The following is a 26,868-nucleotide window of genomic DNA, read 5'->3' as shown; positions in this document are numbered from 1 at the left end:
CTGGACCGATGCGGATGACCATCGAGTGGCGCCCGCCTGAACGCTTTGTCTTTCAGGGACATTCGATCGCCTGGGGCGTCATGGGGGAAGGACCGCCCGCCGTCGTTCTCCACGGCACGCCATTCTCCTCGGTCGAGTAGCGCCGCATCGCGCCATGGCTGGCGAAGCAGCGACGCGTCCACTATTTCGACATGCTTGGCTATGGCTGGTCGGACAAGCCGGACGGCGATGTGTCGCGTGGCATGCAGAACGAGCTGTTCGCGGCGCTCTATGCCCACTGGAAGCTGGAACGGCCCGACGTGGTCGCGCATGATTTCGGCGGATCGACCGCTCTGCGCGGTCATCTGCTCAACGGTTTGGAGTTCCGCTCGCTGGCGCTGATCGATCCAGTGGCGATCAGCCCGCAAGGTTCGCCGCTGGTCCAGGCAGCCAGGCAGAACGAGAAGGTTTTTGCCGGGCTGCCCGCATATGTCCACGAAGCGATCTTGCGGGCCTACATCGATGGCGCGACGGACAATTCGTTGCGCACAGACGAGATGCAGGCCTATCTGCGTCCATGGCTTGGCGACGAGGGCCAGAAGGCGTTCTGGAGGCAAGTCGCGCAGATGGACGACAGGTACACGGAGGAGGTGGAGTGGCGATATGGCGAGATTCGCTGTCCGGTCACCATCCTGTGGGGCGAAAATGACGATTGGATCCCGGTAAAGGACGGCAGGGAGCTGGCGCGGCGCATTCCCGGCGCGACGTTTCAGACAGTCCCCGGCGCCAAGCATCTCGTCCAGGAAGACGCGCCGGAGGCGGTCGCCGCCACGGTCCTCCAGTTCTGGCGGAGCCTGGAAGGCGGCTAGGGCGGTTCAGCGTTTGATAGAACCGCCGGACCGGCCCAATTTCCTTCGCTGGTCTTCGGCTCGTCTGATATCTCGCGCTTGACCGTGTCGCGCACGCTGGCCAGCGCCGGCACCGAAAACTGGCTGCTATTGTCGGCGTCGCGGGTGAGGCCGAGCGTGGGACCGAGCAAATGGCTGATCGACAGGCCGCCGCGCTCCAGCGCCTGCAACGTGGCCGGATCGGTGACGGCGACGCTGGGATCGAGCGTCACCGCGCCGGCATTCGCAAGCCCGAGGCACGGCAACGCCACCGGCATCGACAGGAAACACCTGATCGTCCTCAAGCCTGGAACCCCCTTCCAATGCCGGCGATGCGACAGGCCTTGCGGCGCTCCCGGCCAGTGTGGTGGAGCGGCCATGCGGCGCTGCCTGGCCACAAAAATGCTGTGACTTGGAGCAACCATTGCGATACTTGTTTGTTGGATTGAGCCGGCCCTGCCGGAGCAATGGGGAAGTTTGCAGCACGAGGAGTTGCCATGCTCTGGAGAGGCCGTCGTCAGAGTGACAATATCGAGGACGACCGCAGCGATGGCGGCGGCGGCGGGATCGGTGGTGGTGGCGGCCAGTTCCGCATTCCGATCGGTGGCCGCGCCGGTGGCGGCGGTAGCATATTCCTCGTCATCCTGGTGGTGCTGGCAGGATGGTATTTCGGCTTTGATCCCTCAACGATCCTGGGCGGTGGCGACGGTGGCCTGCTGCCAGGCGGCGGTGGCCAGATATCGGACAACAGCGGCGGCCAGGACAGCGGCGCAACGCCAGCCAATGACGAGATGAAGCAGTTCGTGGCGACCGTGCTCGCCGAGACGGAAGACACCTGGACCGGCATCTTCAAGTCGCAAGGCCTGACCTATGAGGACCCGAAGCTGGTGCTGTTTTCCGGCCAGGTCCGCTCCGCCTGCGGCTTTGCCTCGGCGGCGGCGGGACCGTTCTATTGTCCGGGCGACCACAAGGTCTATCTCGACATGACCTTCTTCCAGCAGCTCGACCAGCAGTTCGGCGCTTCCGGCGAGTTCGCCCGCGCCTATGTCATCGCGCATGAGGTCGGCCACCACGTGCAGAACCTCACCGGCATCATGGGGAAGTTCAACCAGATGCGGCAAGGCATGAGCGAAGCCGATGCCAACCAGCTGTCGGTGCGCATCGAGTTGCAGGCCGACTGCTTCGCCGGCGTGTGGGCGCATTACACCGGGCAGAAGGGCATATTGGAGCAAGGCGACTTCGAAAGCGCGCTGAACGCGGCCAAGCAGATTGGCGACGATACGCTGCAGAAGAAGATGCAGGGCTATGTCGTGCCGGAAAGCTTCAACCACGGCACCTCGCAGCAGCGGCAGACCTGGCTGACACGCGGATACAAGAGCGGCAAGCTTTCGGACTGCAACACGATGAGCGGCCCGCTCTAAGCAGCCGTTTTCGGACATGGACCTGGCGGCCAAGACGCCGTCAGGGAGTGTCAGGATCAAAGCCTCCTGCCTGTTCCCGCATTGTTCCTTTCCGCGGGCTCGCCTATAAGGTGCGTCCGCCCGCGCCCCCAAGGCGGCCAGAGGAGCTTGACCATCATGATCGACCCCAAAACCGCCAAGCGGGGCCTTGCGCTGGTTTTCACCACGCTGCTGCTCGATATCATCGGCTTCGGCATGATCATGCCGGTGCTGCCGGCCTTTCTCAGGGAATTGACCGGCGTCGGCATCAGCGAAGCGGCGATCGAGGGCGGCTGGCTGTTCTTCGTCTATGCGGCCATGCAGTTCTTCTTCGCGCCCATCATGGGCGGCCTGAGCGACCGATTCGGGCGGCGGCCGATCCTGCTCGCCTCGGTGTTGACCTTCTCCATCGACAATTTGATCTGCGCCATCGCCTGGTCCTATCCGATGCTGTTCATCGGTCGCGTCCTGGCCGGCATTTCGGGCGCCAGCTATTCGACGACGTCGGCCTTCATCGCCGATATTTCGAACGACGAGAACCGGGCGAAGAATTTCGGCCTGCTCGGCATTGCCTTCGGCGTCGGCTTCGTCATCGGGCCGGTGCTTGGCGGATTGCTCGGTACGTTCGGGCCGCGCGTGCCGTTCTTTTTCGCCGCCGGGCTCGCCTTCGTGAACTTCCTCATCGCAATGTTCTTCCTGCCCGAAACGCTCGATGAAAAGCACCGCCGCCGCTTCGAGTGGAAACGTGCCAACCCGGTCGGCACGCTTCTGCAGATGCGCCAATATCAGGGCATCGGCTGGATTGGGCTGGTCTTCTTCCTGATGACGCTCGGCCACATGATGTATCCGGCGGTGTGGTCGTTCGTCTCCAACTACCGCTACGGCTGGAGCGAGCAGCAGATCGGCTTCTCGCTCGGCGCTTTCGGCCTGTGCGGCGCCATCATCATGGGCACGGTGCTGCCGCGCGTCATCCCCAGGCTCGGCGAGTGGAGGACGGCGGTCATCGGCCTGACGTTCACCGCGGCCAGCGCCTTCGGCTATGCCTTCGCCTCGCAAGGCTGGATGGTCTACGCGGTGATCGTCGTCGGCTGCCTGGAAGCGCTGGCCGATCCCCCGCTGAGAAGCCTCGCCGCAGCCAAGGTTCCCCCTTCGGCACAAGGCGAATTGCAAGGCGCGATGACCTCGATCTTCTCGATCACCTCGATCATCACGCCGCTGCTCTATACCGCGGTCTTTTCCTGGTTCACCGGCCCCAGCGCGCCCGTCACCTTCGGCGGCGCGCCCTATCTGGTCGGTGCATGCTTCCTGGTGCTGGCGGTCATCATCTTCGTCACCAAGGTGGCTAGGCCGGCGACGGTCATCAATGTCACGAACGATGTCGTGGAAGATGGAGCCCAGCTATGAGCGGGAGGCAAGTGAGGGGTGGCGCGACGCGTCTCAGGCCCTTTCCGCCAGCAATTCCTCGCCGCGCTTTTCGCGGATGAGGTTGACGAAGCGGCGGAACAGGTAGTGCGAGTCCTGCGGGCCGGGGGAGGCCTCGGGGTGGTGCTGGACCGAGAATACCGGGCGGCCGGTCAACGCGATGCCGCAATTCGAGCCGTCGAACAGCGAGACATGGGTTTCCTCGACACCCGCGGGCAGCGAGTCGGCATCGACGGCAAAGCCGTGGTTCATCGAAACGATTTCGACCTTGCCGGTGGTGTGATCCTTGACCGGATGGTTGGCGCCGTGATGGCCCTGGTGCATCTTGGCGGTCTTGCCGCCCAGCGCCAGCGCCAGCATCTGGTGGCCGAGGCAGATGCCGAACACCGGAATGTCGGTCTTGAGCAGGTCCTGGATGACCGGCACCGCATAGTCGCCGGTGGCTTCCGGGTCGCCGGGGCCGTTGGAAAGGAAGATGCCGTCGGGCCGCATGGCGAGGATTTCTTCCGAACCGGTGCTGGCCGGAACCACGGTCACCTTGGCGCCCAGACCGGCGAGCAGGCGCAATATGTTGCGCTTGACGCCGTAGTCGATGGCGACGACGTGCAGCGAAGGCTCGGCCTGTTCGCCAAAGCCTTCGTTCCACACCCAAGGCGTCTCGCGCCAGACAGAAGACTGGCCCGACGTAACCTCCTTGGCGAGATCGAGCCCGATCAGGCCCGACCATGCGGCTGCACGCCGCTTCAGCTCGTCGAGGTCGAAGACGCCGTCGGGCGCGTGGGCGATGACGGCATTGGGCATGCCCTTTTCGCGGATCAGCGCGGTGAGCGCGCGGGTGTCGATGCCCGAGAGCGCGACGATGCCGCGCTTCTTCAGCCACTGGTCGAGATGGCCGGCGGCGCGGTAATTGGACGGGTTGGTGACATCGGCCTTGAACACGGCACCGACGGCGCCGGCACGAGCGGCCGGATTGAGGTCTTCGATGTCCTCGCCATTGGTGCCGATATTGCCGACATGCGGGAAGGTAAAGGTGACGATCTGGCCGGCATAGGACGGGTCGGTGAGGATTTCCTGGTAGCCGGTAAGTGCCGTGTTGAAGCAGACCTCGGCGACCGCCGAGCCGGTGGCGCCGAGGCCGCGACCCTCGATGACGGTGCCGTCGGCCAGCACCAGAAGGGCGGTCGGCTTTTCAGTGGCCCAGGCGGGCGTCATCTCGGCCATGGCGGCACTCCTATCAAGCCGCGCGCTTCCATAGCCCGGCGGGCGTTGGCGCGGCAAACGGCGCGAAGCGGCGAATTCGCGGCCTCCACGCACCCAAGCTTCAGTTCATGCAAGGCCCAGTACATAGGGGAAGGGGACAGGGCGGTCAATGATCATGCGAAAGAGGGCCGCAATTTATTTCATTGAGGAATATCATAGGCTTGCCCGGGCATATCAGAGTTTGCGTTGGCCTGTCCCCGGCGCTATTGTCCGCGCCGACCGAAGGAGAGAGAGCAATGCGCGCGAAAATCGCCGAATCCCTGAAGACCGCGATGAAGGCGCAGGACAAGCACCGGCTGCCGACATTGCGGCTGATCCAGGCCGCCATCCACGACCGCGACATCGCCAATCGCGGTGCCGGCAGGGAACCCGCCAGCGATGAGGAAATCCTGCAGATCCTGGCCAAGATGGTGAAGCAGCGCGAGGAATCGGCCAAGGCATTCGAGGACGGCAAGCGCCCGGAACTGGCCGCGCAGGAACGCGGCGAGATGGAGATCATCCGCGGCTTCCTGCCGACGCAGCTTGACGATGCCGCGGTCACGGCGGCGGCGCGCGAGGCGATAGCGGCGACCGGTGCGGCCAGCCAGAAGGACATGGGCAAGGTGATCGCGGCGCTGAAGCAGAAATATGCCGGCCAGATGGATTTCGGCAAGGCGAGCGGCATCGTCAAGGCGCTGCTGCAGTAGGGCTTTCTACTCTCGCATCGTCGGCTTCCAACACGGCCACTCGACGCCAAGCTGCGGCTTGCTGTTAGACCCGAGGCTCCAACGCGCGGCGCAATGCGGGTGCTTCCCGCTGGATATGGTCCCACAAGCGATTGGCGATCGGGCCGTGCGGCCGGTCGCGGCGGCGCGCCACCACCAATTCGTCGGTGCGGCCCGGCAGATGACTGCCGGCTATGGATAATAGCTGCCCGTCGCGCAGCTCTTCCGCGATCAGGAAGTGGGGCAGGTGGCCCCAGCCGAGCCCTTGCAGGATGAGTTCCTTCTTCATGGCTTGATCGGGGACCAGGCATCGCGGCGCGCCCTCGGCCACGAAATAGTCCTGTCGTGGCGAATGAAGGGCGGTGTCGCGCATCACGCACTGGGTGAATGCCTGCATCTTCTCCAGTGTGACCGGTTGGTCGACGCGCTCCGGCAGAAAGCCCGGCGCCACGACGGGAATGAACGACACCTTGCTGAGATCGATCCATTCCACCCGTACGTCGCCCTTGTCTATCCAGTGCAGGATGAGATCGGCTTTGTCGTCAAAAAGGCGTTCCCACGGGCCGCCGACGGCTTCGAAATGGAGATGCAGCCGCGTGCCGGGGCACTGGGCGAAGAACCGCCCAAGCATGCCCAGCACCTGCGGGCGCGGGCAGAGGTCGCCGATCACGACGTGGATATCGCTTTCCTCGCCCATCGAGAGCTGGGCGGCGTGGATGCTCAGGCCTTCCAGTTCGCGCAGCAGCGATTGCGCCCGTCGATGGAACGACAGCCCCGCTTCCGTCGCCCGCACGCGATAGCCGCCGCGATCCAGGAGGACGAGGTCGAGCTGTCGTTCGAGCCTGGCGACGGCGGCGAACACCGCCGGATGCGAGCGATGGAGCAGGGCCGCGGCCGGCTGAAAGCCGCCGCAGCGGATCACCGCGTCGAAGCACTGGAGGTCGTGCAAGGTGAATTCGGCCATGTCAGCTTTGATTACAGAGATTGTCCTATCTTTGTAATATCACCAAATCCCAGCCACAGCTACGCTTTGCCTCATTCAACGTTCCAAAAGGATTTTAATCATGAGTGAGTTGAATTTCGTGACTGTCGGTGACGGCACGCGCATTGCCTACCAGCTCGACGGTGACGCTGGGCAACCGGTGCTGGTGCTGTCCAACTCCATCGCCACGACGCTGCACATGTGGGATGGCCAGATCGGCGAACTGTCCAGGCATTTCCGCGTTCTGCGCTACGATTTTCGCGGCCATGGCGGATCGAGCGTGCCAGTCGGCGCCTATTCGCTCGACCGGCTTGGCCGCGACGTGATCGAACTCATCGGCGCGCTCGGCCTTGGCCGGGTACATTTCCTCGGCCTGTCGCTGGGTGGTTTCGTTGGGCAGTGGCTCGGCATCCACGCGCCCGAGCGGATCGACCGGCTGATCCTGAGCAACACTTCATCTCACCTCTCGCCGGCAAGTTATTTCGACGAGCGGATCGCCGTCGTGCGGCAGGCGCCGGACATGTCGGAAACCGCCGAAGTGTTCCTCAACAACTGGTTCCCGGCCGGCATGGTGGCGGCCAACGAGCCTGTCATCGAGAAATTCCGCGCCATGCTGCTCGCTATCGACCGTCTGGGCCTGGCGGGTCTGTTCGCCGCGGTTCGCGACGCCGACCTTCGCCGCACGGTGGCCCTGATCGACCGGCCGACATTGGTAATCGCCGGCCAGCATGACACGGTGACGGCGGCCAGCCACAGCGAACTGATCGCGGCAGCCGTGCCCGGGGCGAAGCTTGTCGTGCTGCCCGCGGTTCACCTGTCGAACGTGGAATACCCCACCGAGTTCATGCAGGCCGTGCTCGATTTCCTGCACTGAGCCGGAGCAGGGTGCCGTGGGTCCATCTCACGGCTCCTTGCACATCGGCAGTGGCTGCGGGGGCGCCGCCGGATGGTCCTTCTTGTACTGGGCAATGACCGGCTCGAGGGTTTTTCGCGGCCAGAATTTCGGCGTACCGATCTCTTTCAGGCAGGATGCGTTCCAGTAGGTGCCTGAACCGGAATGGCCGTTTGCCACGGCGGCGATGTCGCGCGATTCCGGATAGATATAGAGCGTGGTGGGGTTGTCCTTCACCATCGAGATGAGCTGCCTGGCATCGGCCGGCGACCAGCTGGTGCAGCCATTGCTGCGGCCGCCGGCATAGTCCACCAGCTTGCCGAACGGCACGAAGCCGTCATGGTCGGCATAGGAACTGCTCGGGCTCTTGCGCAGGCACATGCCGCGCAGCACCTGCGCCGCGTGGCCGCCGATCACGCGCTGCCTGGCGTTGGCGGCTTCGCCTTCGCCGTCGAACTGGATGAAGGTGCGCTGGAAAGCCACGTCCTGTTTGGCGCCGATGCGATAATAGCCCTTGAACGAGGTTTTCGCCTCGCGGGTCATGTAGGGACCGCCGGCGGTCAGTTCCGAATCCATGGCATTGCCGAAATTCCTGGCGCAGCGCCTGCCATTGGAGAAATCCACCGTGCCTTTCAGGTTGCGGCCGCCGCCGTGCCCCGACGAAATCGCGCGAAACGACTGGCTGGCTTCGCATACGACATAGTAGCGGCGCCCGAGCACGCCATTGCCCAAATCGCCGGGACGGGTGGCGTCCATGGCGAAGTAGCAGGGGTTCCGGACGACGCCCTGGGCGACTTTTTTCAGGTAAAGCGCGCGCGCCCGCTCCAGCACCACTTGTGAAATCTGGCCATCGCCATCTCCGACATGGGCCTGCAGCCAGGCCGGAATGGCCGATGGCGCGGCAAAGGACCGGGCCGATGCCATCAAGGCCATGACGACGACGAGGAGACCGAGGAACGTAACGACACCCAACGGGACAGATCTCAACCGCACCGGACCCATTCTCCTGTCGAAGCCGTTTGTGATCCCCGCGGAATCACCCGAGGCGATCATAAAACGCGGCGCGCCGCCAGGCGAAACACATCTTGTTTAGCGCACCGGCAAGTAGGCGCGAAAAGACCAGGCCGACGCGCAACCATCCATAAACGGACATGCTGGGTCAAGGCTTGCGGCGGGAGCCTCCATATCTACGAACGCCCGATTTTCGAGCCGGCGCGATTGGGCTATGATCTGATTCTGGCGTGGCCCACGCCTCCTCCCTCCGCCGGGAAAGCATCGTTCATGCGGGGCCATCCAATCACCGCACCGACTGTTCGAGCACCAGGCATAAGGAGGGGTTGCAAAAACTGCTCGCACCAGGAGGTTTTGCGATGAGGCTGTTTTGGCCCGTCTATCATCTGAAGCGTCAAGCCAGGCTGTTGTCCCGCGAGGTGAAAATACCGCTCCACCAGGCGCTCGACCGTATCGCGGCACAAGAAGGTTTCGCGAGCTGGAGCCTGCTTGCGGCGAAGGCCGCGGAAACTGGGCCCGCAGGCAGATTGTTTGCACAACTGGCGCCCGGCGACCTCTTGCTGGTCGGCGCGCGGCCGGGCCAGGGCAAGACGCTGATGAGCCTGGAACTGGCGGTCGAAGCCATGAGGCGCGGCCGGCGCAGCGTGTTCTTCACGTTGGAATATACGCAGGCGGACATTCTCGACCGCTTCCGCGCGATCGGGGTCGAGCCACGGCAATTCGAGGGTCGGTTCGAATTCGACAGTTCCGATGCCATCTCGGTTGACTACATGGTGGCGCGGCTGACCTCGGCCGGAGCCGGCACGCTGGTGGTGATCGACTACCTGCAATTGCTCGACCAGAAGCGGGAAAATCCGGATCTGATGATCCAGGTACGCAGGCTGCGATCATTCGCGCGCGACAGGGGGCTTATCCTGGTCTTCATCGCGCAGGTCGACCGTTCGTACGAACTGTCGAAAAAACCAGTCCCCGATATCGACGATATCAGGCTGCCCAATCCGCTCGACCTGTCGCTGTTCAGCAAGACCTGCTTCCTGAACAAGGGAGAGATACACTTCCAGGCGGCTTGAGCCCCCTGCTGTCCAAGGCTATGCCTGCAGCGTTTTTCAGGAGGCATCGATCATGGTCGAGATCGTCAAACCGGCGCTTGAACATCTGCCGAGCTACAAGGCGGCGCTCGAACGCGGCTGGTCGCCGGACAATGTGCGGCTCCTGGACGCGACGCGCGAGCAGCTTGCGGCAATAGAGGAAGATCCGGTGGCGTTCCTGGCCAGCCTCGACGATCCCGAAGCCAAGGGGCCGCCCATCGCCTTGCCCGACGGGACACGGGTGCCACGCCTGCCGGGCTTCCGCCGCTGGATCTGGGACGGCGAGGCGGCGGGCTCGATCGGCTTTCGCTGGCAGAAGGGCACGGCGGAACTGCCTTCGCACGTGCTTGGTCATATCGGCTACGCCGTCGTGCCCTGGAAGCGGCAGCGCGGCTACGCCACCGAAGCGTTGCGGCTGATGCTGGACGAGGCGAGGGCGGTAGGCCTTCCCCATATCGAGATCACCGCCAAGCCGGGCAATCCGGCCTCGCACAAGGTGATCCTGGCCAATGGCGGCAAACTCGTCGAGCGCTTCTTCGAGGACGCCGCCTATGGCGGGGTGCAGAGCCTGCGGTTCCGGATCGATTTGTAAGAGGCGGTTTGGAAACTCCACGCCGGCGGCCATCTGATGGCGTTTTCCGCGCCTATCGCCTTTCGGGCTGGTCGCCCAGCCAGTCGGCGAGCGATGCGCGATGGGTGCCGGCCCTGCCGGTGAATGCCTCGGCGGACAGCATGGAGTTCAGCACCGCCTCCTGCGTCGCTTCCGCCGCCGCCCGGAACAGGATGTCGATGCGTGCTTCGTTGAGCGCGAGCAGCGGCACCAGATCTCGGTTTTCATCGTGGTCGACCGGGTTGCCGGTGCTGAAGGCGATGGCGATGTCCCCGCTGCCATTGCCCCAGAAGGAGCCGAGCCTGGCGATGCCGGCGCCCGCACGGCGCGCCAGGCGCTCGAGCTGGCGGTGTTCGAGCGGCACATCGGTCGCCAGAACGACGATGATCGAGCCGCGTTCGGCCTCGGCCTGCCGCCTGGGGTCGGGCCGGCGCCCATCGGGCAGGACGAGGTCGCCGGCCCTGCCGAAATTCGACAGGACGAGAACGCCAAGATGATGTCCGCCGGCGAGCGCGATTTTCCTGGAGGCCGAGCCGACGCCGCCCTTGAAGCCGAAGCAGCTCATTCCCGTTCCGGCGCCGACATTGCCCTGTTCGAACGCGCCTTCTCGGGCATCCGCCAGCGCGGCAAGGGCATGCTGCTCTGATATCGCCATGGCCTGGATGTCGTTCAAGGGACCGTCATTGCATTCACCGACCACCGGATTGACCGTTCCGGTGGTGCGGCCGATATCGGGGTTCTGGCGGATGGCGTCACGGATCAGCGCCGTGGCGCAGGTGCCGACCGAAAGCGTGTTGGTCAAGAGAATAGGCGTCTCGATGGTGCCGAGTTCCTTGACCTGCATCAGCCCGACGGTCTTGCCGAAGCCGTTGATGACATGGCTTGCCGCCATCACCTTGGTGCGGAACAGGTTTCCGCCATGCGGCAGGATCGCGGTCACGCCGGTGTTGATGTCGCCGTCGCGCAGCGTGCAGTGACCGACGCGCACGCCAGGCACGTCGGTGATCGCGTTTTGCGTGCCCGCCGGCAAGATGCCGCAGGTCAGGCCGAAATCGGCGACAGTCCTTGCCATCTTATTCGGCGGCCGCCGGTACCGGCGGGCCGATGTCGCTGCGCCGTTCCCAAAGATGGGAGATGACAGCCACAATGACGGCGACGAGCATCGCAAAGGCGCCAACAAGCGACAGGCTGCGATAGCCGTAGCCGGCATTGAGCATGGCGGCACCCAGCGATGCGGCCAGCGCGATGCCGATATTGAAGCCGGACGGGATGAGCGAGGCGGCGAGGTTGGAGGCGTCGGCCGTCCAGGCCAGGATGCGGGTCTGGATCGGCGTGCCGATGGCGAAGTTGAGGCCGCCCCAGACGATGATCGCGACGACCATCGGCACGGGATAGGGGCTGACGGCATAGATGATGGTCAGCGTCACCGCCTGCAGGGCAAGCATGGTGATCAGCGACGGCATCAGTTTCCAGTCGGACAGTTTGCCGCCCAGGAAGACGCCAAGCGTGGCGCCGACGCCGTTGAGCAGCAGCACCCAGGGCACCAGGTTTTCGTCGAGCCCGGTGACCTCCAGCAGCGTCGGGGTGATGTAGGTGAACAGGCAGAACTGGCCGAGCATCAGCATCAGCATCAGGATCAGCGAAGTCCAGACCTGCTGGCGCGCCAGGACGCGGACCTCGCTGGCAAGGCTCGCCGACCTGGCCTGATATCCGGTGGTGCGCGGCAGCAAGGCCGCCATGGCGAGCGTTGCCGCTACGCCCAGCGCGCACATCACCCAGAAGGTCGCGCGCCAGCCCCAGATGTTGCCGATGGCGGTGCCGGCCGGCACGCCGATGACGTTGGAGACGGTGAGACCCGACAGGATGACGGCGACCGCCATGCCGCGCTGATCCTCGCGCACAAGGCCGACGGCGACCACCATGGCGACGCCGAAATAGGCGCCATGCGCGACAGCCACGGCAATGCGCAGCAACAGCATCGAGGCGAAGTCGGGTGCCAGCGCGCAGGCCGCCTGGCCGAGGGTGAAGACGACGGCGAGGCCAAGCAGCAAGGTCTTGCGCGATAGGCTCTTGGTGGCAAGCGCCAGCAGCGGCCCGCCGATGGCGATGCCGCAGGCATAGCCGGAGACGAGATAGCCGGCGGAAGGAACCGAAACGCCTAGCCCCTGCGCCACCTGCGGCAGCACGCCGGCGATGACGAATTCGGTGGTGCCGAAAGCGAAGGCGGCGATGAACAGGGCGATGAGCGGCAGCGACATGAAAAGGAACCCCCGAATGCAGGGCTCAAACCATGGATGACCGTAGCAGGCAATCCAGAAATTTTTGTCGCCGGTTTAGGTTTTCTTGACGGGACCCATCGATCGCAAGCCCATCAGGTGACGGACTTGCGTCCGTAAGGAATCTTCAGCCATGCCCGCTCATGAAAATAATAGAGCAGCGACTTGGTGAAGACCTCCGTCACCCCGATGGCGGCCGCAAGCTTGATGCTTCCGGTCACCACCAGCGAGATGATCATCGTATCGATGGTGCCGGTCACGCGCCAGGAAAGCGCCTTGGCGAAACTGCGCGAATGGGTATCCATCGATTTCCTCCCGGTGGAAACGGATGCTTAGCCGACGGATGGCTGGATAAGCAAAGGCTAAATTTGGCGCTCTTTCCCGAATGATGGAAGCGTGTTCCAAATCGGTGCGATTGCAGGAAGCTTCCGCCAGTCAGCTCGCCTTCAGCCGCGATCCCGTGAGCAGGCCGCGCTCTTCCAGAACCGGGTAGGCCATCGAGGCCAGCAGCGAGTTGATCTGCTTCAGGTCGCGGATGGTGTCGAGGTGGATCGAGCTGGTTTCGACGCTTTTGGCGGTGCCTTCGCGCAGGCGCATAAAATGGCTGGCGCTGGTTTCCTTCTCGCGGTCGCGCAGCCGGTCCTTTTCCAGCACGAGTTGGCGCGCGGTTTCGGGATCGCGCGAGACCAGGACGTTGAAGGCGAGCCGGGCATTGGCCAACACCGAGCCATGGAAGGCGCACAATTCGCTCCAGCCTTCGTCGGTGAATTCCAGCCCGCGGTCGAATTTCTTCTTCACATGCACCAGCATGTTGCGCACGATGATGTCGCCGACCTGCTCGAGCTTGACGCAGGCGCCGATCAGCTCCTGGCAGCGCAGCGCCTCGTCTTCGGTCATCGGATTCCTGGTGACCTTGGCGAGGTAGAGCTTTATGGCCGCGTGCCTGCGGTCGACACGGTCGTCGAGGGCCGCCAGCGCCTTGATCTTGTCCGAGTCGGCGTCCTCGTAGAGTTCGATGATGCGCTTGAGCATGATCTCGACCGTCTCGCAGACACGCACCACCTCGCGTGTGGCGTTGGCCAGGGCCTGGCTCGGCACATCGATCGCGCTTTCGTTGAGCGCCGACAGTTCGACGACGTCGAGCGCAGCGGCCGGCGCCGGTTTGGCGCCGAGCGCCACGATCCTTTCGGAGGCTCGGTAGACCAGACCGGCCAGCGGCAGGCCGGCGAGCAGGATGACCACGTTGAACAGGATATGGGCGTTGACGATCTGATCGGCCGCCGTCGGGCCGAGGAAGGCAACATGCGGCCGGAAGATCATGAACAGGATCAGCATGATCAGCGAACCCAGCCCGCGCATCAAGAGATTGCCGACCGGCACGACACGCACTTCGGGACTGGCCGAGCGTGTCAGCATCGGCGCGATCAGCGACGAACCGAGATTGACGCCGAGGATGAGGACAAGGCCGAGTTCAGGGCTGATCAAGCCACGGCCGGCCAGCGTCGCCATCAACAGCACCGCCGCGATGCTCGACTGGAACAGCCAGGTGATCATTGCCGCCAGCAGGTACGCGGTGATCGAATCGGTGGAGAAGTAATTGAGGATGACCGGCAGCAGCTGGCTGTTGCGCAGCGGCTCGGACGCCTGGCCGATCATTTCGAGGGACAGGATCAGGAGACCGATGCCGACCAGGATGCGGCCGGTCTGGCGCCAGTCGCGCCGCTCCGTGGCCATGAACATCACCGTGCCGGCAATCAGGCAGAGCGGCACCAACAGCGTGAGGTCGAAGGTCAGAAGCTTGACCACCAGAGCCGAGCCGATCTCGGCGCCACGCACGGCCAACTGACCGGCGGCGCCCGAGACGATGCCTGAACCGGCGAAGGAGCCGACCAGCAAGGTGACGGCGGTGGAGCTTTGCAGCGCGATCGCAAGGCCGGTGCCGGCCAGCACCGCCATGATCGGATTGCGCATGGTGGCGCGCAGGCGATGACGCAGCACGTCGCCATAGGCCCGCTCGACGCCGGTCTTGACCATGCGGGTGGCAAACAGCATCAGCGCCACCGCACCGGCCAGATGCAGGAGGACGACCGAGCCGCTCATCGCGGCGCCTGCATGGCGGTATGGCGCGCGCGGCGGGCAGCATGGCGACCGGTGGTTAAAGCGAGGGTACGAATCATGGTCATGGCAGCCTTGGAATATAGTCGGAATATTTTAGCCGGATAATAAAAATTTGTCGATTTCAAGGGCTCGCCGCGAGGCGACGGCCGGTGTCGGAAAATGGACGGGTCCGCAAATGGTTGCACGGGCTTGAGCCGTGGGTCGGCCGGACCTGCGAGGGTGTTGGCGCCGCTGCTTGCGCTTATGTTCAAATATTCGGACTAAACAGCGAGATTCATTACACAATTGTAATGCTGGCGTTCAGTTTCGGTTCATCCCCTGGCCGCTATTCCTCTGGCATCGACAACCAAGGAGACTTCCCATGAAACGCATTGTTCTTTCCGCTCTGGCTTTCTCGATGCTGGCGGCCACCTCACTCACCGGCCAGGCAGCGCCGATGAATGCTCCGGTCGCGCCGCAGTCGAACTACACCAAGGTCGACTGGCAGAGGCCCGGCGACCACCGGGATATGAAAAAGCGTGTCTTCAAGAAGAAGGTCGTGGTGAAGCGGAACAACTGGCGCAATGGCCATAAATATTCCGGCTGGAGACAGCACCGGCCGATCCGCGACTATGGCCGCTATGGCCTGCACCGTCCCGGCCGCGGCCAGGAATGGATCCGCGTCGGCAACGACTATGTGCTAGTCGGCATCCTCTCCGGCGTCATCTTCGGCGCGCTTGCCGCGCAGTAAGTTCCGACTGGTGCCGGACTGAAAAAGAAGGCGGTCCGCAATGGCCGCCTTTCTATCTGGCCTGTGGAAACCGGGCATCGTCCGCATTAGGGGTCGTCTGAAATCGCGGGCATGATTATATGGTGGGGAAACGAGTTCCCTAATGCGCTTTCCACCCGCCTTTCTCGACGAGATCCGCGACCGCGTGCCGATTTCATCGGTTATCGGCCTGCGCGTCGCGTGGGATCGCAAGAAGACCAATGCCTCGCGTGGCGATTATTGGGCGTGCTGCCCGTTTCATGGCGAAAAGAGCCCGTCTTTCCACTGCGAGGACAGGAAGGGGCGCTACCACTGTTTCGGCTGCTCGGTCTCGGGCGACCATTTCAAGTTCCTCACCGAACTCGAGGGACTGAGCTTTCCCGAGGCGGTCGAGAAGATCGCCGACATGGCCGGCGTGCCGATGCCGGTTCGCGATGCGCAGGAAGAGCGGCGCGAGAAGGAACGCGCCAGCCTGACCGACGTCATGGAAATGGCGACCGTCTTCTTCCAGGAACGCCTGCAAGGGCCTGAAGGCGCCAAAGCCCGCGCCTATCTGCGCGACCGTGGGCTGACGCCGGCGACGCAGCAGTCGTTCCGGCTCGGCTTCGCGCCCGACAGCCGCAATGCGCTGAAGGAACATCTGGCGGCCAAGGGCGTGCCGAAGGCCGATATCGAGGCCTGCGGGCTGGTGCGCCATGGCGACGATATCCCGGTCTCCTATGACTGGTTCCGCGACCGCATCATGTTTCCGATCCCGGATTCGCGCGGCAAGATCATCGCCTTCGGCGGCCGCGCGCTGGCGCCCGATGCGCTCGCCAAATACATGAATTCGCCCGATACCGAGCTCTTCCACAAGGGCAATGTGCTCTACAATTTCGCCCGCGCCCGCAAGGCATTGGCGAAAGGCGGTACGGTCATCGCCGTCGAGGGCTACATGGACGTGATCGCGCTGGCGCAGGCCGGCTTCGAGAATGTCGTGGCGCCGCTCGGCACCGCGCTTACCGAAAACCAGCTCGAATTGTTGTGGCGCATGGCGCCGGAGCCGATGCTGTGCTTCGACGGCGACAAGGCCGGGCTGAAGGCGGCGTGGCGGGCCGCCGACATGGCGCTACCGTCAGTACAGGCCGGACGCTCGGCGCGCTTCGCGCTGCTGCCGGAAGGCAAGGATCCCGACGACCTGGTCAAGGCCGAGGGGCCGGATGCCTTCCGCGCCGTGCTGGCCGATGCGCGGCCGCTGGTCGACCTCCTGTGGATGCGCGAGACTGCGGGCGGCGTCTTCGACACGCCGGAGCGGCGGGCGGAATTGGGACAGACGCTGCGGGAACTCAGCAGCCGCATCCGCGACGAAAGCACGCGCTACCACTACCAGCAGGAAATGCGCGAGCGGGTGCTGAGCTTCTTCGGCTCTCAGCGCAATGCGCGCCAAGGCCGCCAGGACTGGAAACCGGGGCAGGGCAAGGCAACCGCACCCGGTGGCCAATTCGCCAAGCCTGGTGGCGGCCGCATGGCGATCACCGAAAGCCTCGGCCAGTCGGCGCTGGTCAAGCGCGGCAGCGAAGGGATGTCGGTGCGCGAGGCGACGATCATCGTCGCCTTGATCAACCATCCGGCGCTGATCGACGAGAACTTCGCTCATGTCGAGTTCCTCGATCTCGCCAATTCCGATCTGACCCGGCTGCATGCCGCCATCCTCGATGCGCTGGCGCATGACATGGCCAACGACCGCCACGCCGTGGTGGCGACGATCGAGCGGGCCGGCTGCGCCGAGATCTGGGAGCGCGCCGTCGGCCTGATCAAGCGGGCGCGGCAATGGCCGGCGCTGGAGACGGCGGCGCTCGAGGACGCCCGCGACGCCCTGAACCAGGCGTTGCACTTGCAGCGCAGCGCGCGCACCTTACATAAGGAACTGAAACAGGCGGAAGCGGCGCTCGAGGCGGATCCTTCGGACGAAAATTTCCGCCATCTGATCGAAATTCAGGCGCAGTTTCAGGATGTACAAGCGACGGAAGCGCTGATCGAAGGATTTGGCGTTTCGTCGGGCAGGGCTGGGCGAGCCTAAGTGCAGCTGAGTGCAGGAATGAAGGCGCGGCCGCGCTTCCCTTGGGGGCGCGGTGCGCTAAGTCGGGTAATTGATTCGCTTTTTTCATGCGAATCATGCCAGAGGCGCTTGACCTTCGGACAGAATGACGGAATCAGGACGATTCGAAACGTTAACCCGCACCCGCGTCGACGGGAAACAAGCGATGCAAGGTACTTGGTCACTGGACAGGCGGCCCGCCTGCCACAGATATCAGGGTTAATCTGGACTTAATGTATGCCGCCCAAGAGTGAAACCCGGTTTTGGGGCAACGGCATGCACCAAACAAAAGAGTGGATGCAGTTTGTGGGCCGGGTAAGGCGCGTTTAGAAAAACGGGCGTATCCGATTTGACTGGTCCGACAGCTTACGCGGCCCCGATGGCCGGCCGCTAGGAGAAGATAAAGACTATGGCGACAAAGGAAAAGGAAGAGGTCGAGACCGAACGCGAAGGCGCCACCGATGGGCCTCTGCTCGACCTTTCCGATGATGCTGTCAAGAAGATGATCAAGGCCGCCAAGAAGCGCGGCTATGTCACCATGGACGAGCTGAATTCGGTGCTGCCTTCCGAGGAAGTGACCTCCGAGCAGATCGAGGACACGATGGCGATGCTGTCCGACATGGGCATCAACGTCGTCGAGGATGACGAACAGGGCGAAGAGGCCGAGGCCGGCGACACCGCCGCCGATGCCGAGGAAGACGCCAACGAGCTGGCCGAGCAGACCGGCACCGCGGTCGCCGCCACCACCACCAAGAAAGAGCCGACCGACCGCACCGACGATCCGGTGCGCATGTATTTGCGCGAGATGGGCTCGGTCGAGCTTCTGTCGCGCGAAGGCGAAATCGCCATCGCCAAGCGCATCGAGGCCGGGCGCGAGACGATGATCGCGGGCCTGTGCGAAAGCCCGCTGACCTTCCAGGCCATCATCATCTGGCGCGACGAGCTCAACGAATCCAAGATCCTGCTGCGCGAGATCATCGACCTCGAAGCCACCTATGCCGGCCCCGAAGCCAAGCAGGCGCCGGTGGTCGAACGCGTCGAGGAAGCACCCAAGGTCGAGGAAAAGTCGCGTCGCGGACGCGATGACGAAGACGACATCACCAATGTCGGCGCCGACACGCGCGGCATCGGCGATGATGACGAGGAAGACGAGGACGAGGCGAGCCTGTCGCTGGCGGCGATGGAAGCGGAACTCCGCCCTCAGGTGATGGAGACGCTCGACGTCATCGCCGACACTTACAAGAAGCTCAGGAAGCTGCAGGACCAGCAGGTCGAGAACCGTCTGGCCGCCGCCGGCACGCTGTCGCCCAGCCAGGACCGCCGGCTGAAGGAGCTGAAGGACCAGCTGATCAAGGCGGTGAAGTCGCTGTCGCTCAACACGGCGCGTATCGAGGCGCTGGTCGAGCAGCTCTACGACATCAACAAGCGGCTGGTGCAGAACGAGGGCAAGCTGTTGCGCCTGGCCGAAAGCTATGGCGTGCGCCGCGAGGAATTCCTGAAGGAATATCAGGGCTCGGAACTCGACCCCAACTGGACGCGTTCGATCGCCAACCTGACCTCGCGCGGCTGGAAGGAATTCACCAAGAACGAGAAGGACGCGATCAAGGATTTGCGCGCCGAGATCCAGAATCTGGCCACGGAAACGGCCATTTCGATCCTGGAATTCCGAAAGATCGTCAACCAGGTGCAGAAGGGCGAGCGCGAAGCCGCGATCGCCAAGAAGGAAATGGTCGAGGCCAATCTGCGCCTCGTCATCTCCATCGCCAAGAAATACACCAATCGTGGCCTGCAGTTCCTCGACCTGATCCAGGAAGGCAATATCGGCCTGATGAAGGCCGTCGACAAATTCGAGTACCGCCGCGGCTACAAGTTCTCGACCTACGCGACATGGTGGATCAGGCAGGCGATCACGCGTTCGATCGCCGACCAGGCGCGCACCATCCGCATTCCGGTGCACATGATCGAGACGATCAACAAGATCGTGCGCACCTCGCGCCAGATGTTGCACGAGATCGGCCGCGAGCCGACGCCGGAGGAACTGGCCGAGAAGCTCGCCATGCCGCTCGAAAAAGTGCGCAAGGTCTTGAAGATCGCCAAGGAGCCGATCTCGCTCGAAACGCCTGTGGGCGACGAGGAGGATTCGCATCTGGGCGATTTCATCGAGGACAAGATGGCGATCCTGCCGATCGACGCGGCGATCCAGGCCAATCTGCGCGAGACCACCACGCGCGTTCTGGCTTCGCTCACCCCGCGCGAGGAGCGCGTGTTGCGCATGCGCTTCGGCATCGGCATGAACACCGACCACACGCTGGAAGAAGTCGGCCAGCAGTTCTCGGTCACCCGCGAGCGTATCCGCCAGATCGAAGCCAAGGCGCTGCGCAAGCTCAAGCACCCGAGCCGCTCGCGCAAGCTGCGCAGCTTCCTCGATAGCTGAGTTCATTTTTGTCGCGAACAGTTAAGGGCGCCGATCGGCGCCCTTTTTCGTTTCGGGCGTCAAAGCAACGGCACGTTCAGCCGCGCGCCCTTGACGGTGATGCCGCCCCGGTTGCCGATCTCTATCGAGCCATAGCGCTGCCGGAAGCAGTCCGGCAGCGGACGGTCGCCGGGGACCGACAGCCACAGGCGCAGGATATGGCGCCGCTTGTCGGGATCCGGCCAATCGCGAAAGCCCATGCGGTCGTGAAGCAGCGAATGATTGTAGACGAACTGCATGTCGCCAGGCCGGAGCCGCATCGACAGGTTCAGCCTGACATCATTGGCAAGGCTGTCGAAAAGATCCAGCGCCTCGACATGGGCTGGAGTGAGGCGCATGGCATCGGGGAAGCGCTGCGCGCTGTCGATGTACTGACGCTGATAGATGCCGGTCAGCAGTCCGGCATGCCAGTTGAGCACCGGGATTTCGAAGTAGGGCTTTTCGCCTTCCGGGATCTCGCCGCGCCGGTCGGTGGCAATCGGATCGAACAGCAGGCGGACCAGATCGGGCCGTCTCTTGCGCATCTCGTTGTAGATCGTCACCGTGCTCACCAGCAGGGACTCGCCGCCCTGCATGGCATCGCGCAGGCAGAGCAGGCCGACGACATCGGCGGAATCGGTGTGAAATGTCTGGCGTTCCGACGTCTGGTAGATGCGTGTCCTGGGGTCCCTGGCGTCGGCGCCGATGTCGCGGACATGGCCGAGTATATGGCCCTGGGCATTCTGGGACCGAGCGCTTCCCAGATGGGCGCCAACCCCGCGGAAGATCGTTGCCGCCATCTCGGCGGAATATCTCTCGACCGGGAGACTGCGCAGCACCTCGAAGCCAATTCCGGCAATCAGTTTTTCGCGAAGCGCGGCAAGGTGGCCGGCAAGCCGGGGCAAGGGGAAATCAGCCTTGGTCAGACTGCCGATATCGTGCGAGCCGGCGAGAAAGCCGGTTGCGGCAGCTTCCAACTCCGCGACGTCCTCCGGCTCCAGTTCGACCAGCCATTTTTCAGGATGCTGCGCCATGTCCTCGCCGATCCAGGCGGCGGGAATTTCGATCTGTTCCGGCGGCAGCTCTGATGTCTCGCGCATGAAGCTCTCCTGCGGCTGGGTTGGCCCGGATGAGGTATTGCCGGCCTGGGCCCACGACGGAGATTGCCGCACTCAGGCGGGTTTTTAAACCGGCTTTACCTGACCGCCGCCGGCTGATTTGCGGTTGATGCCTGCGAGCGCCTTTGTTGCGTCGGCTGGCGTGAGGTCGCACGGCATTGGTCCCGCGCAGTAGCGCTTGCAGGACGTCGGCAGCGGGAGGATACTCCGGCGTCGGATGCATTTTCGGGCGACAACCCCCGGAAGCCAGCCCCGGCCGAGGCCGTGTCGACAAGCCCATGGCCTGAGTGCCGTGCTCCGTGGCCCCGGAGAGAGGCCTACCATGACGACCTACATCATGCTGATGAACTGGACCGAGCACGGCGCCAAGAACGTGCGCGACTCGCCCAAGCGCCTCGACGCCGCCAGGAAGCAACTGGGCGAGATGGGAGGATCGTTCAAGTCGTTCTACCTGACCATGGGCGAATTCGATATGGTGGCGGTGGTCGAGGCGCCCGACGATGCGGTGCTGGCGCGTTTCGCGCTGATGCTGGCCGCGGGCGGCAATATCAGGTCGCAGACGATGAAGGCTTTCCCGGAGCTCGCTTACCGCGAGATCATCTCGTCGCTTGGATGATAGTATCCGCCTTGCGCAAACAGGTCGGCACGGCCAATCCCGCATCGGTCCATTGCGCGGCGATTGACGGACGCCTGACAATCAAGAAGGACAAGGCCGGCAACGGGTTTTGCCACCTGCCCAACGGGCGCCTCTGTGAAGAGTGGGCGCTGTTTCGCGACAACAGATGCGTCGGGCCGTCATGCATCGGAACTGAGGCGCGGACTTCCGTTGGGCGATCTCGCAAACCGTGCCTGGCGGTGTGGTCGATGACATGGCGTGCCACCATGATAGGGTAAGCCATGACCCATTCCCATTCGCATCTTTGGCCTGGCGTACCGCTTGCCCTCGGCTCTGCCGTCTTGTTCGGCGCGACGCCGCCCCTGTCCAAGCTGCTGCTCGACAGCGTCAATCCGTTCATGCTTGCGGGCATGCTATATCTCGGCGCGGGCCTTGGCCTTGCCCTCTATCGCCTGTTGCGCGGCAGGCAAGCCAATGCCGGCGAGGCGCGACTGGCCGCCGAGGATATTCCATGGCTTGCACTGGCCATCGGCATGGGCGGCATTGTTGGACCGGTCCTGCTGATGTTCGGCCTCATCCTCAACACGGCATCCAGTTCTGCATTGCTGCTCAACCTCGAAGGGCTGGCAACGATGGCGATCGCCTGGCTCGTCTATCGCGAAAATGTCGACCGGCACCTGCTTTTCGGTGCCTTTGCCATTCTCACTGGCGCTGTTTTGCTTTCGTGGCAAGGTAATGGCGTCACTTTCAACCTTGGCGCGTTGCTGGTCGCGGGGGCGTGCCTGGCATGGGGACTGGACAACAATTTCACGCGCCGGATATCGGCCACAGACCCGGTGGTGATCGCCATGCTGAAGGGGCTCGTGGCCGGTACCGTCAATGTCGGCCTGGCATTGATCGGCGGCGCCTCGCTTCCCGCCGCGCCGATTGTCGCCTCGGCGGCGGCTGTCGGTTTCTTCGGCATCGGCGTCAGCCTGGTGATGTTCATCCTTGCGTTGCGCCATCTCGGAACGGCGCGCACCGGAGCCTATTATTCGCTGGCGCCGTTCATCGGTGCCTTGCTGGCCATCGTCATGCTCGGCGATGCCGTGACGCTGAAGCTGGCGATTGCAGGGTTGCTGATGGGCGTCGGGCTCTGGTTGCATCTGTCGGAACGCCACGATCACGAGCATGAGCACGAGGCGCTGGAGCATGAGCACAGCCATGTGCATGACGAGCACCACCAGCATCATCATGACGGGCCGGTGACGGAGCCGCATTCGCACTTGCACCGGCATGCGCCGCTGCGCCACAAGCATCCGCATTATCCCGATCTGCACCACCGGCACGATCACGGCTGACACATGTCCAGGCCCGTGCTGACCGTCTGGTACAACACGCGCTGCCCCGTCTGCGATGCCGGCATCGGTCGGCAGAAGCGGCGGCTGGTCGAGGCGGTCAAGGCCGGTCGGATCGAATTCCGCGACATCAACCTGGAGCCAGATGCGCTGTCGTCGCGTGGCATCGCGCTGGAGGACATCCGCCGCCGGTTGCATGCGACCGACGCCCAGGGCAGGCTGCTGGTCGGTGCAGACGTGGCGATCGCGGTCTGGCTGACAACGCCTGGCGAGGGATGGCTGGCGCACCTGTTCGGCAATCGGCTCATGCTGCCGCCGACCCGCATTGCCTACGATCGCTTCGCCGATCTGCTGTACGGCTGGAATCGGCGCAAGGGCCGCTGGTAGCCCATTCACACACCATCCATTCCTGCCGCGCCTGACGCCTCGACGCCACCCCTTGGTTCAGATACATCGTAAGATATATCTTGACTCACCGACAGGGTGTTCCTAATTAAGATATATCGTGAGATAGAACTCAAGGAGCAATCAATGCACAAGCACAATTTTGGGCACAATCATTCCGACCGTCATCATTTCGGCGAGCGCATGTTCATGCACATGGCCGGCAAGTTCGGTGGTAGGGGGGGCGGCGGCTTCGGTCCGTTCGGGGGCAGGGGCGGCGGCGGCCGCGGTGGACCTGGCGACTTCTTTCGCGCCGGGCGCATGCTGGCCGACGGCGACCTCAAGCTGATCACGCTGTCGCTGCTGGCCGAGGCGCCGCGTCACGGCTACGACATCATCAAGGCGCTGGAAGAGCGCACCAGCGGCATCTACACCCCGAGCCCGGGCGTGGTCTACCCGACGCTGACCTTCCTGGAAGAGGCTGGCTATGCCGTGTCGTCGAGCGAAGGCAACAAGAAGGTGTTCTCGATCACCGAGGCCGGGCAGGCGCATCTGGCCGACAATCGCGAGATGATCGACGGCGTGCTCGATCATCTCGAGCGGTTCGGCCGCAAGATGGCCAAGGCGCGCGACTGGTTCGGCTGGAACGACGACGGCGAGGATCGTCGCGGCGGCCGGGGTGGACGTGGCGAGCGCTCCGAAACGCGCGACGAATTCCGCGCCATCCGCCACCGGCTGCGCGCGGCACTCGGCGAGATCGTCGATGCCCCGGCCGAAAAGCAGGCCGAGGCGATCGCCATTCTGGAAGCCGCCGCCGAAGCGCTGGAAGCGCTGACACATCGCTGAGCCCACGATGCGGCGCGTCTCCTGAAGCGCGAAAGCTCAACAAAAAGCCCGGGGAGATCCGGGCTTTTCTCGTCAGGGCAGGTCGGCATCATTCCTTGCCGACATATTCACTGATCAGCTTCTCGTGCGCGCCTTCTCGATCTTGGCCGTCTCGGCGGAGATGCGCTCGTCGGTGCGGTACTTGACCAGGTTCACGAGGCTGCCGGTGAGCAGCAGGATGCCCATGGCCAGTAGCCGATAGCAGGAATGAACCTCGTTCAAGACCTTTTGAACACTGTTCACGATACCCTGGATGTGGTAAACGAAGCAGCGTCGGGTCGAAAACAGCAGGTCATTTGCTAGGCGCGCTCATTCAGAAGGAAAGCATGGCACTCGACAAGGAAGAGACGGGCGAGCGGGTGCTGGCCATTGCCGAAGCGCTGCTCAACGAGGGCGGCAGGGACAATCTGAAGGCCAGGACCATTGCCGAACAGGCGGGCATCTCGGTCGGCTCGGTCTACAACCTGTTTTCCGATCTGGACGGGGTGCACCGCGCCGTCAACATGCGCCTGCTCGACCGGCTGGGGGGCGCGGGCGCCGCGGCGATGGCCGAGCTTGCCAGGCGTGGCATCACCGACGTGCGCCAACGGCTGATGGCACTGGCAGGCGCCTATGTTCGCTTCGTCGAGGCGCATCCCGGCAGCTGGCCGGCGCTGCTTGCCTTCAACAGGCGGCGTCCGGTGCTGACCGAGCCCGACGTCTACGAGGCGCGGCTCGACCGGCTGTTCGAGATCATCGCCAGCGTGCTTGCCGATGGCGGCTTCGATCTCGACGAGGACACGCGCCGGATCGCCGCGCGAACCCTCTGGTCAAGCGTACATGGCATCGTCACCAGCGGTTATACGGCCAGGTCCGACCGCCGCCAGGCCGATGAGATCGGCCAGCAGATCGAGCTCCTGGTCTCCGTCTTCATCAGGGGACTGGAATGCGGCGGCACATTCGCGCATGCTGGAGGAACAACGTCGTGAATCGCACGCGAACCGCGATCGCCGGCGACAGGGAGATTTGAGCGATGTCTTTTCTGAAGCGTCTTTTCGGCGGTGGCGGCGAAGCGGCCGAGCCCGGCAGTGCCGCACCGGCCAAGCAGGTCGAGCACAAGGGCTTCACGATCAGCGCCACGCCCTACAAGGCTGATGGCCAGTACCAGACCTGCGGCGTCGTCTCCAAGGAAGTCGACGGCGTGGTGAAGGAGCACAAATTCATCCGCGCCGACCGTTTCGCCGGGCTGGACGACGCCGTCGACATCTCGATCAAGAAAGGCATCCAGCTCGTCGACGAACAGGGCGAGCGGATTTTCGGCTAGGGCATGCCGTTCCCGAAACGAGCCTGGGGTGCGCGTAAGAGGACCGAACCCTCGAGCACCGCGGTCGAAGCGCTCGAGGTCTTACGTCAGCCGGTTTGCATCCAGACGGGTATTATCCACGCTTGTGGATGACGCCGTAAAGCACGTTGCGGTTCTCGCCGAAGTAGACCTGCGCGTCGACTGCGTTGCGGTCGACGCTGGCGTTGATGATGTTCCACATGTCGACCTCCGACCGCAGCAGCAGCACCCAGTCCATGAACGTTTCCCGGTAGCCGGCGTCAGGAGTGCCCTCGGCGTAGTTGGCGAACAGGAAGGTCCCGTTCGGCTTCAGCATCTGCAGGCAGGTCTTGGTGAGTTTCACGGCGACGTTGTGCTGGAGGTAGTCGTAAAGGCCGGAGGCATAGATGAGGTCGAACTTGCCGAGCTTGTGGCCTCTGGTGAGCACAGTGCGCACCGAGCCGTCGATGGCCTCGACCGCGGTGCCCTGGAAGTCGCGCGCGATCAGTCCGACGCTCTGGGGATCCTGGTCGAGCGCGACCCAGCGCTTGAGGCCGCCCTCGGCCAATGCGGCCGAACGGTTCGCCTCGCGCAGATGGCCGGCAGCGATCGCCAGGACTTCCGTTTCGGGCCCGTTCCTGGCCGCGGTTTCATCGACATAGCGGGTCAGCAGATCGCGGCGCTCGCGTGCGGCGACGCATGACGGAACGTTCTGGGTGTGGCTGTAAAGCGCCTTGCCGACCTCCGAGGCGCTTGCGACGCTCTCGGCAACATGCGGGTCGCAATAGATGTAGTCGAGCAACTGCGCGTCGCCGGAATAACCCCTGGGCTTGGTGAAGGACCAATGTGTCAGCGGATCCTCCAGAAAGTACTTCTGGATCGGGTGGTTCTGCGCCACCGGTATCAAGGCCTGCCAAACGTCGGGATGGACCTTGGCGCGCAGCGCGTTGAGAAGCGACAGCAGGCGGCGGACGATCTCGGCGGGAAATTTTTGCTGCTCGACCTGTTGCTGTGTGGCGTGGAGGATGAGCGCCAGCTCCGCGCGAGCGGTTTCGAACGCTTCGCCATGATGCTCGGGCTTTCCTCGACGGAGACCACCGGCGATCGCTTCAGCAGTAATCAGACTCTGGCCGTCAAAGACAGTTTGCACACCAAGGCTCCATAGTTAACAGTCAGTTAACTTATTGCGTAGAATACTCGATTTGCCAACGGCGGCTCCGTTGCATTCTATCGATATGATTAATTTCCCGCTAACCATATCAATTCTTTGGGGTTTTTGAGAG

Annotated in this window: 29 protein-coding genes; 18 read left to right on the top strand and 11 right to left on the bottom strand. The window is 63.6% G+C overall.

What is annotated here, in order from left to right; genetic code table 11:
• The first annotated feature begins 14 nt into the window (after window positions 1–14).
• Together LB571_RS28755 and LB571_RS05005 are read left to right on the top strand one after the other, a co-directional pair.
• Entirely contained in the window at window positions 15–140 is a 126-nt protein-coding gene (locus LB571_RS28755) for a hypothetical protein (protein WP_263484715.1), read from the top strand.
• Between the two features lie 6 nt (window positions 141–146).
• On the top strand, window positions 147–848 hold the full coding sequence (locus tag LB571_RS05005; protein WP_318012381.1) for an alpha/beta hydrolase: 702 nt from the start codon (window positions 147–149) through the stop codon (window positions 846–848).
• On the opposite strand, the gene LB571_RS05000 is transcribed toward LB571_RS05005, so the two are convergent.
• A complete protein-coding gene (locus tag LB571_RS05000; RefSeq protein WP_224592661.1) occupies window positions 845–1,246 on the bottom strand; it encodes a hypothetical protein in 402 nt (133 codons plus the stop codon). The genes LB571_RS05005 and LB571_RS05000 overlap by 4 nt on opposite strands.
• Before the next feature lie 117 nt (window positions 1,247–1,363).
• Between LB571_RS05000 and LB571_RS04995 the strand changes: the two genes are divergently transcribed.
• Together LB571_RS04995 and LB571_RS04990 are read left to right on the top strand one after the other, a co-directional pair.
• Window positions 1,364–2,287 carry a neutral zinc metallopeptidase gene (locus LB571_RS04995; RefSeq protein WP_015316203.1) on the top strand — a complete coding sequence of 308 codons (924 nt, stop codon included), beginning with the start codon at window positions 1,364–1,366 and terminating at the stop codon, window positions 2,285–2,287.
• A 156-nt stretch (window positions 2,288–2,443) separates the two neighbouring features.
• Complete coding sequence (locus tag LB571_RS04990; protein WP_224592658.1) at window positions 2,444–3,709, top strand: TCR/Tet family MFS transporter; 1,266 nt, start codon at window positions 2,444–2,446, stop codon at window positions 3,707–3,709.
• Window positions 3,710–3,742: 33 nt separating this feature from the next.
• Here the strand turns inward: LB571_RS04990 and carA are convergent, their stop codons facing one another.
• A complete protein-coding gene (gene carA / locus LB571_RS04985) occupies window positions 3,743–4,948 on the bottom strand; it encodes a glutamine-hydrolyzing carbamoyl-phosphate synthase small subunit (protein WP_224592654.1) in 1,206 nt (401 codons plus the stop codon).
• A gap of 275 nt (window positions 4,949–5,223) precedes the next feature.
• Between carA and LB571_RS04980 the strand changes: the two genes are divergently transcribed.
• On the top strand, window positions 5,224–5,673 hold the full coding sequence (locus LB571_RS04980) for a GatB/YqeY domain-containing protein (protein WP_224592652.1): 450 nt from the start codon (window positions 5,224–5,226) through the stop codon (window positions 5,671–5,673).
• Window positions 5,674–5,737: 64 nt separating this feature from the next.
• Here the strand turns inward: LB571_RS04980 and LB571_RS04975 are convergent, their stop codons facing one another.
• On the bottom strand, window positions 5,738–6,655 hold the full coding sequence (locus tag LB571_RS04975) for a LysR family transcriptional regulator (protein WP_224592650.1): 918 nt from the start codon (window positions 6,653–6,655) through the stop codon (window positions 5,738–5,740).
• Between the two features lie 100 nt (window positions 6,656–6,755).
• Between LB571_RS04975 and LB571_RS04970 the strand changes: the two genes are divergently transcribed.
• Complete coding sequence (locus LB571_RS04970; protein ID WP_224592647.1) at window positions 6,756–7,547, top strand: alpha/beta fold hydrolase; 792 nt, start codon at window positions 6,756–6,758, stop codon at window positions 7,545–7,547.
• A gap of 27 nt (window positions 7,548–7,574) precedes the next feature.
• On the opposite strand, the gene LB571_RS04965 is transcribed toward LB571_RS04970, so the two are convergent.
• Window positions 7,575–8,558, bottom strand: coding sequence for a hypothetical protein (locus LB571_RS04965; RefSeq protein WP_140665034.1), 984 nt, complete (start codon window positions 8,556–8,558; stop codon window positions 7,575–7,577).
• 377 nt (window positions 8,559–8,935) lie between these two features.
• Here LB571_RS04965 and LB571_RS04960 point away from each other — a divergent pair, with 377 nt between their 5' ends.
• A complete protein-coding gene (locus tag LB571_RS04960; protein ID WP_224592644.1) occupies window positions 8,936–9,646 on the top strand; it encodes a DNA helicase in 711 nt (236 codons plus the stop codon).
• 52 nt (window positions 9,647–9,698) lie between these two features.
• Window positions 9,699–10,256 (top strand): GNAT family N-acetyltransferase, encoded by a 558-nt coding sequence (locus LB571_RS04955; protein WP_224592626.1) that lies wholly within the window; start codon window positions 9,699–9,701, stop codon window positions 10,254–10,256.
• 52 nt (window positions 10,257–10,308) lie between these two features.
• Here the strand turns inward: LB571_RS04955 and LB571_RS04950 are convergent, their stop codons facing one another.
• The 4 genes from LB571_RS04950 to LB571_RS04935 all read right to left on the bottom strand — a co-directional run bounded on the left by LB571_RS04950 (window position 10,309) and on the right by LB571_RS04935 (window position 14,650).
• A complete protein-coding gene (locus tag LB571_RS04950) occupies window positions 10,309–11,346 on the bottom strand; it encodes a P1 family peptidase (protein WP_224592623.1) in 1,038 nt (345 codons plus the stop codon).
• Window position 11,347: 1 nt separating this feature from the next.
• Window positions 11,348–12,532 (bottom strand): MFS transporter, encoded by a 1,185-nt coding sequence (locus tag LB571_RS04945; protein WP_224592621.1) that lies wholly within the window; start codon window positions 12,530–12,532, stop codon window positions 11,348–11,350.
• Window positions 12,533–12,645: 113 nt separating this feature from the next.
• Window positions 12,646–12,855 carry a DUF2061 domain-containing protein gene (locus tag LB571_RS04940; RefSeq protein ID WP_015316213.1) on the bottom strand — a complete coding sequence of 70 codons (210 nt, stop codon included), beginning with the start codon at window positions 12,853–12,855 and terminating at the stop codon, window positions 12,646–12,648.
• A gap of 130 nt (window positions 12,856–12,985) precedes the next feature.
• Window positions 12,986–14,650: a Na/Pi cotransporter family protein gene (locus LB571_RS04935; protein WP_224592618.1), complete on the bottom strand. Its 1,665-nt coding sequence runs from the start codon at window positions 14,648–14,650 to the stop codon at window positions 12,986–12,988.
• 379 nt (window positions 14,651–15,029) lie between these two features.
• On the opposite strand from LB571_RS04935, the gene LB571_RS04930 reads away from it, so the two are divergent.
• The 3 genes from LB571_RS04930 (at window position 15,030) to rpoD (ending at window position 19,927) form a co-directional block, all read left to right on the top strand.
• A complete protein-coding gene (locus tag LB571_RS04930) occupies window positions 15,030–15,398 on the top strand; it encodes an RcnB family protein (protein ID WP_224585886.1) in 369 nt (122 codons plus the stop codon).
• Window positions 15,399–15,540: 142 nt separating this feature from the next.
• Entirely contained in the window at window positions 15,541–17,475 is a 1,935-nt protein-coding gene (gene dnaG, locus LB571_RS04925) for a DNA primase (protein WP_224592614.1), read from the top strand.
• A gap of 427 nt (window positions 17,476–17,902) precedes the next feature.
• Window positions 17,903–19,927, top strand: a complete 2,025-nt coding sequence (rpoD, locus tag LB571_RS04920) for an RNA polymerase sigma factor RpoD (RefSeq protein WP_140713786.1) — start codon at window positions 17,903–17,905, stop codon at window positions 19,925–19,927.
• Window positions 19,928–19,986: 59 nt separating this feature from the next.
• Here the strand turns inward: rpoD and LB571_RS04915 are convergent, their stop codons facing one another.
• Window positions 19,987–21,045 carry a TauD/TfdA family dioxygenase gene (locus LB571_RS04915; RefSeq protein WP_224592611.1) on the bottom strand — a complete coding sequence of 353 codons (1,059 nt, stop codon included), beginning with the start codon at window positions 21,043–21,045 and terminating at the stop codon, window positions 19,987–19,989.
• Window positions 21,046–21,385: 340 nt separating this feature from the next.
• Between LB571_RS04915 and LB571_RS04910 the strand changes: the two genes are divergently transcribed.
• The 5 genes from LB571_RS04910 (at window position 21,386) to LB571_RS04890 (ending at window position 24,246) form a co-directional block, all read left to right on the top strand.
• Entirely contained in the window at window positions 21,386–21,679 is a 294-nt protein-coding gene (locus LB571_RS04910) for a GYD domain-containing protein (protein WP_015316219.1), read from the top strand.
• The gene (locus LB571_RS04905) at window positions 21,676–21,957 is read left to right on the top strand and encodes a DUF333 domain-containing protein (RefSeq protein WP_224592607.1); all 282 of its coding nucleotides are present in this window, start codon (window positions 21,676–21,678) and stop codon (window positions 21,955–21,957) included. Before LB571_RS04910 ends, LB571_RS04905 begins: the two co-directional genes overlap by 4 nt.
• A gap of 3 nt (window positions 21,958–21,960) precedes the next feature.
• Window positions 21,961–23,019, top strand: coding sequence for a DMT family transporter (locus LB571_RS04900; protein WP_224592604.1), 1,059 nt, complete (start codon window positions 21,961–21,963; stop codon window positions 23,017–23,019).
• A gap of 3 nt (window positions 23,020–23,022) precedes the next feature.
• A complete protein-coding gene (locus LB571_RS04895; protein WP_181172913.1) occupies window positions 23,023–23,403 on the top strand; it encodes a thiol-disulfide oxidoreductase DCC family protein in 381 nt (126 codons plus the stop codon).
• A 144-nt stretch (window positions 23,404–23,547) separates the two neighbouring features.
• Complete coding sequence (locus tag LB571_RS04890) at window positions 23,548–24,246, top strand: PadR family transcriptional regulator (RefSeq protein ID WP_015316222.1); 699 nt, start codon at window positions 23,548–23,550, stop codon at window positions 24,244–24,246.
• A gap of 114 nt (window positions 24,247–24,360) precedes the next feature.
• Here LB571_RS04890 and LB571_RS04885 read toward each other — a convergent pair whose 3' ends face one another.
• Window positions 24,361–24,528, bottom strand: a complete 168-nt coding sequence (locus LB571_RS04885; protein ID WP_181177954.1) for a hypothetical protein — start codon at window positions 24,526–24,528, stop codon at window positions 24,361–24,363.
• Window positions 24,529–24,611: 83 nt separating this feature from the next.
• Between LB571_RS04885 and LB571_RS04880 the strand changes: the two genes are divergently transcribed.
• On the top strand, window positions 24,612–25,253 hold the full coding sequence (locus tag LB571_RS04880; protein WP_224592601.1) for a TetR/AcrR family transcriptional regulator: 642 nt from the start codon (window positions 24,612–24,614) through the stop codon (window positions 25,251–25,253).
• Between the two features lie 44 nt (window positions 25,254–25,297).
• Window positions 25,298–25,588, top strand: a complete 291-nt coding sequence (locus tag LB571_RS04875) for an HlyU family transcriptional regulator (RefSeq protein ID WP_140617800.1) — start codon at window positions 25,298–25,300, stop codon at window positions 25,586–25,588.
• 112 nt (window positions 25,589–25,700) lie between these two features.
• Here LB571_RS04875 and LB571_RS04870 read toward each other — a convergent pair whose 3' ends face one another.
• The gene (locus LB571_RS04870) at window positions 25,701–26,735 is read right to left on the bottom strand and encodes a class I SAM-dependent methyltransferase (RefSeq protein ID WP_015316225.1); all 1,035 of its coding nucleotides are present in this window, start codon (window positions 26,733–26,735) and stop codon (window positions 25,701–25,703) included.
• Between the last annotated feature and the right edge of the window lie 133 nt (window positions 26,736–26,868).

The sequence above is a fragment of the Mesorhizobium sp. BR1-1-4 genome (assembly GCF_020165375.1).
Lineage (GTDB): Bacteria > Pseudomonadota > Alphaproteobacteria > Rhizobiales > Rhizobiaceae > Mesorhizobium > Mesorhizobium australicum.
Note: the sequence above shows the minus strand (reverse complement) of the source record. Positions and strands in the feature narration are given on the sequence as shown.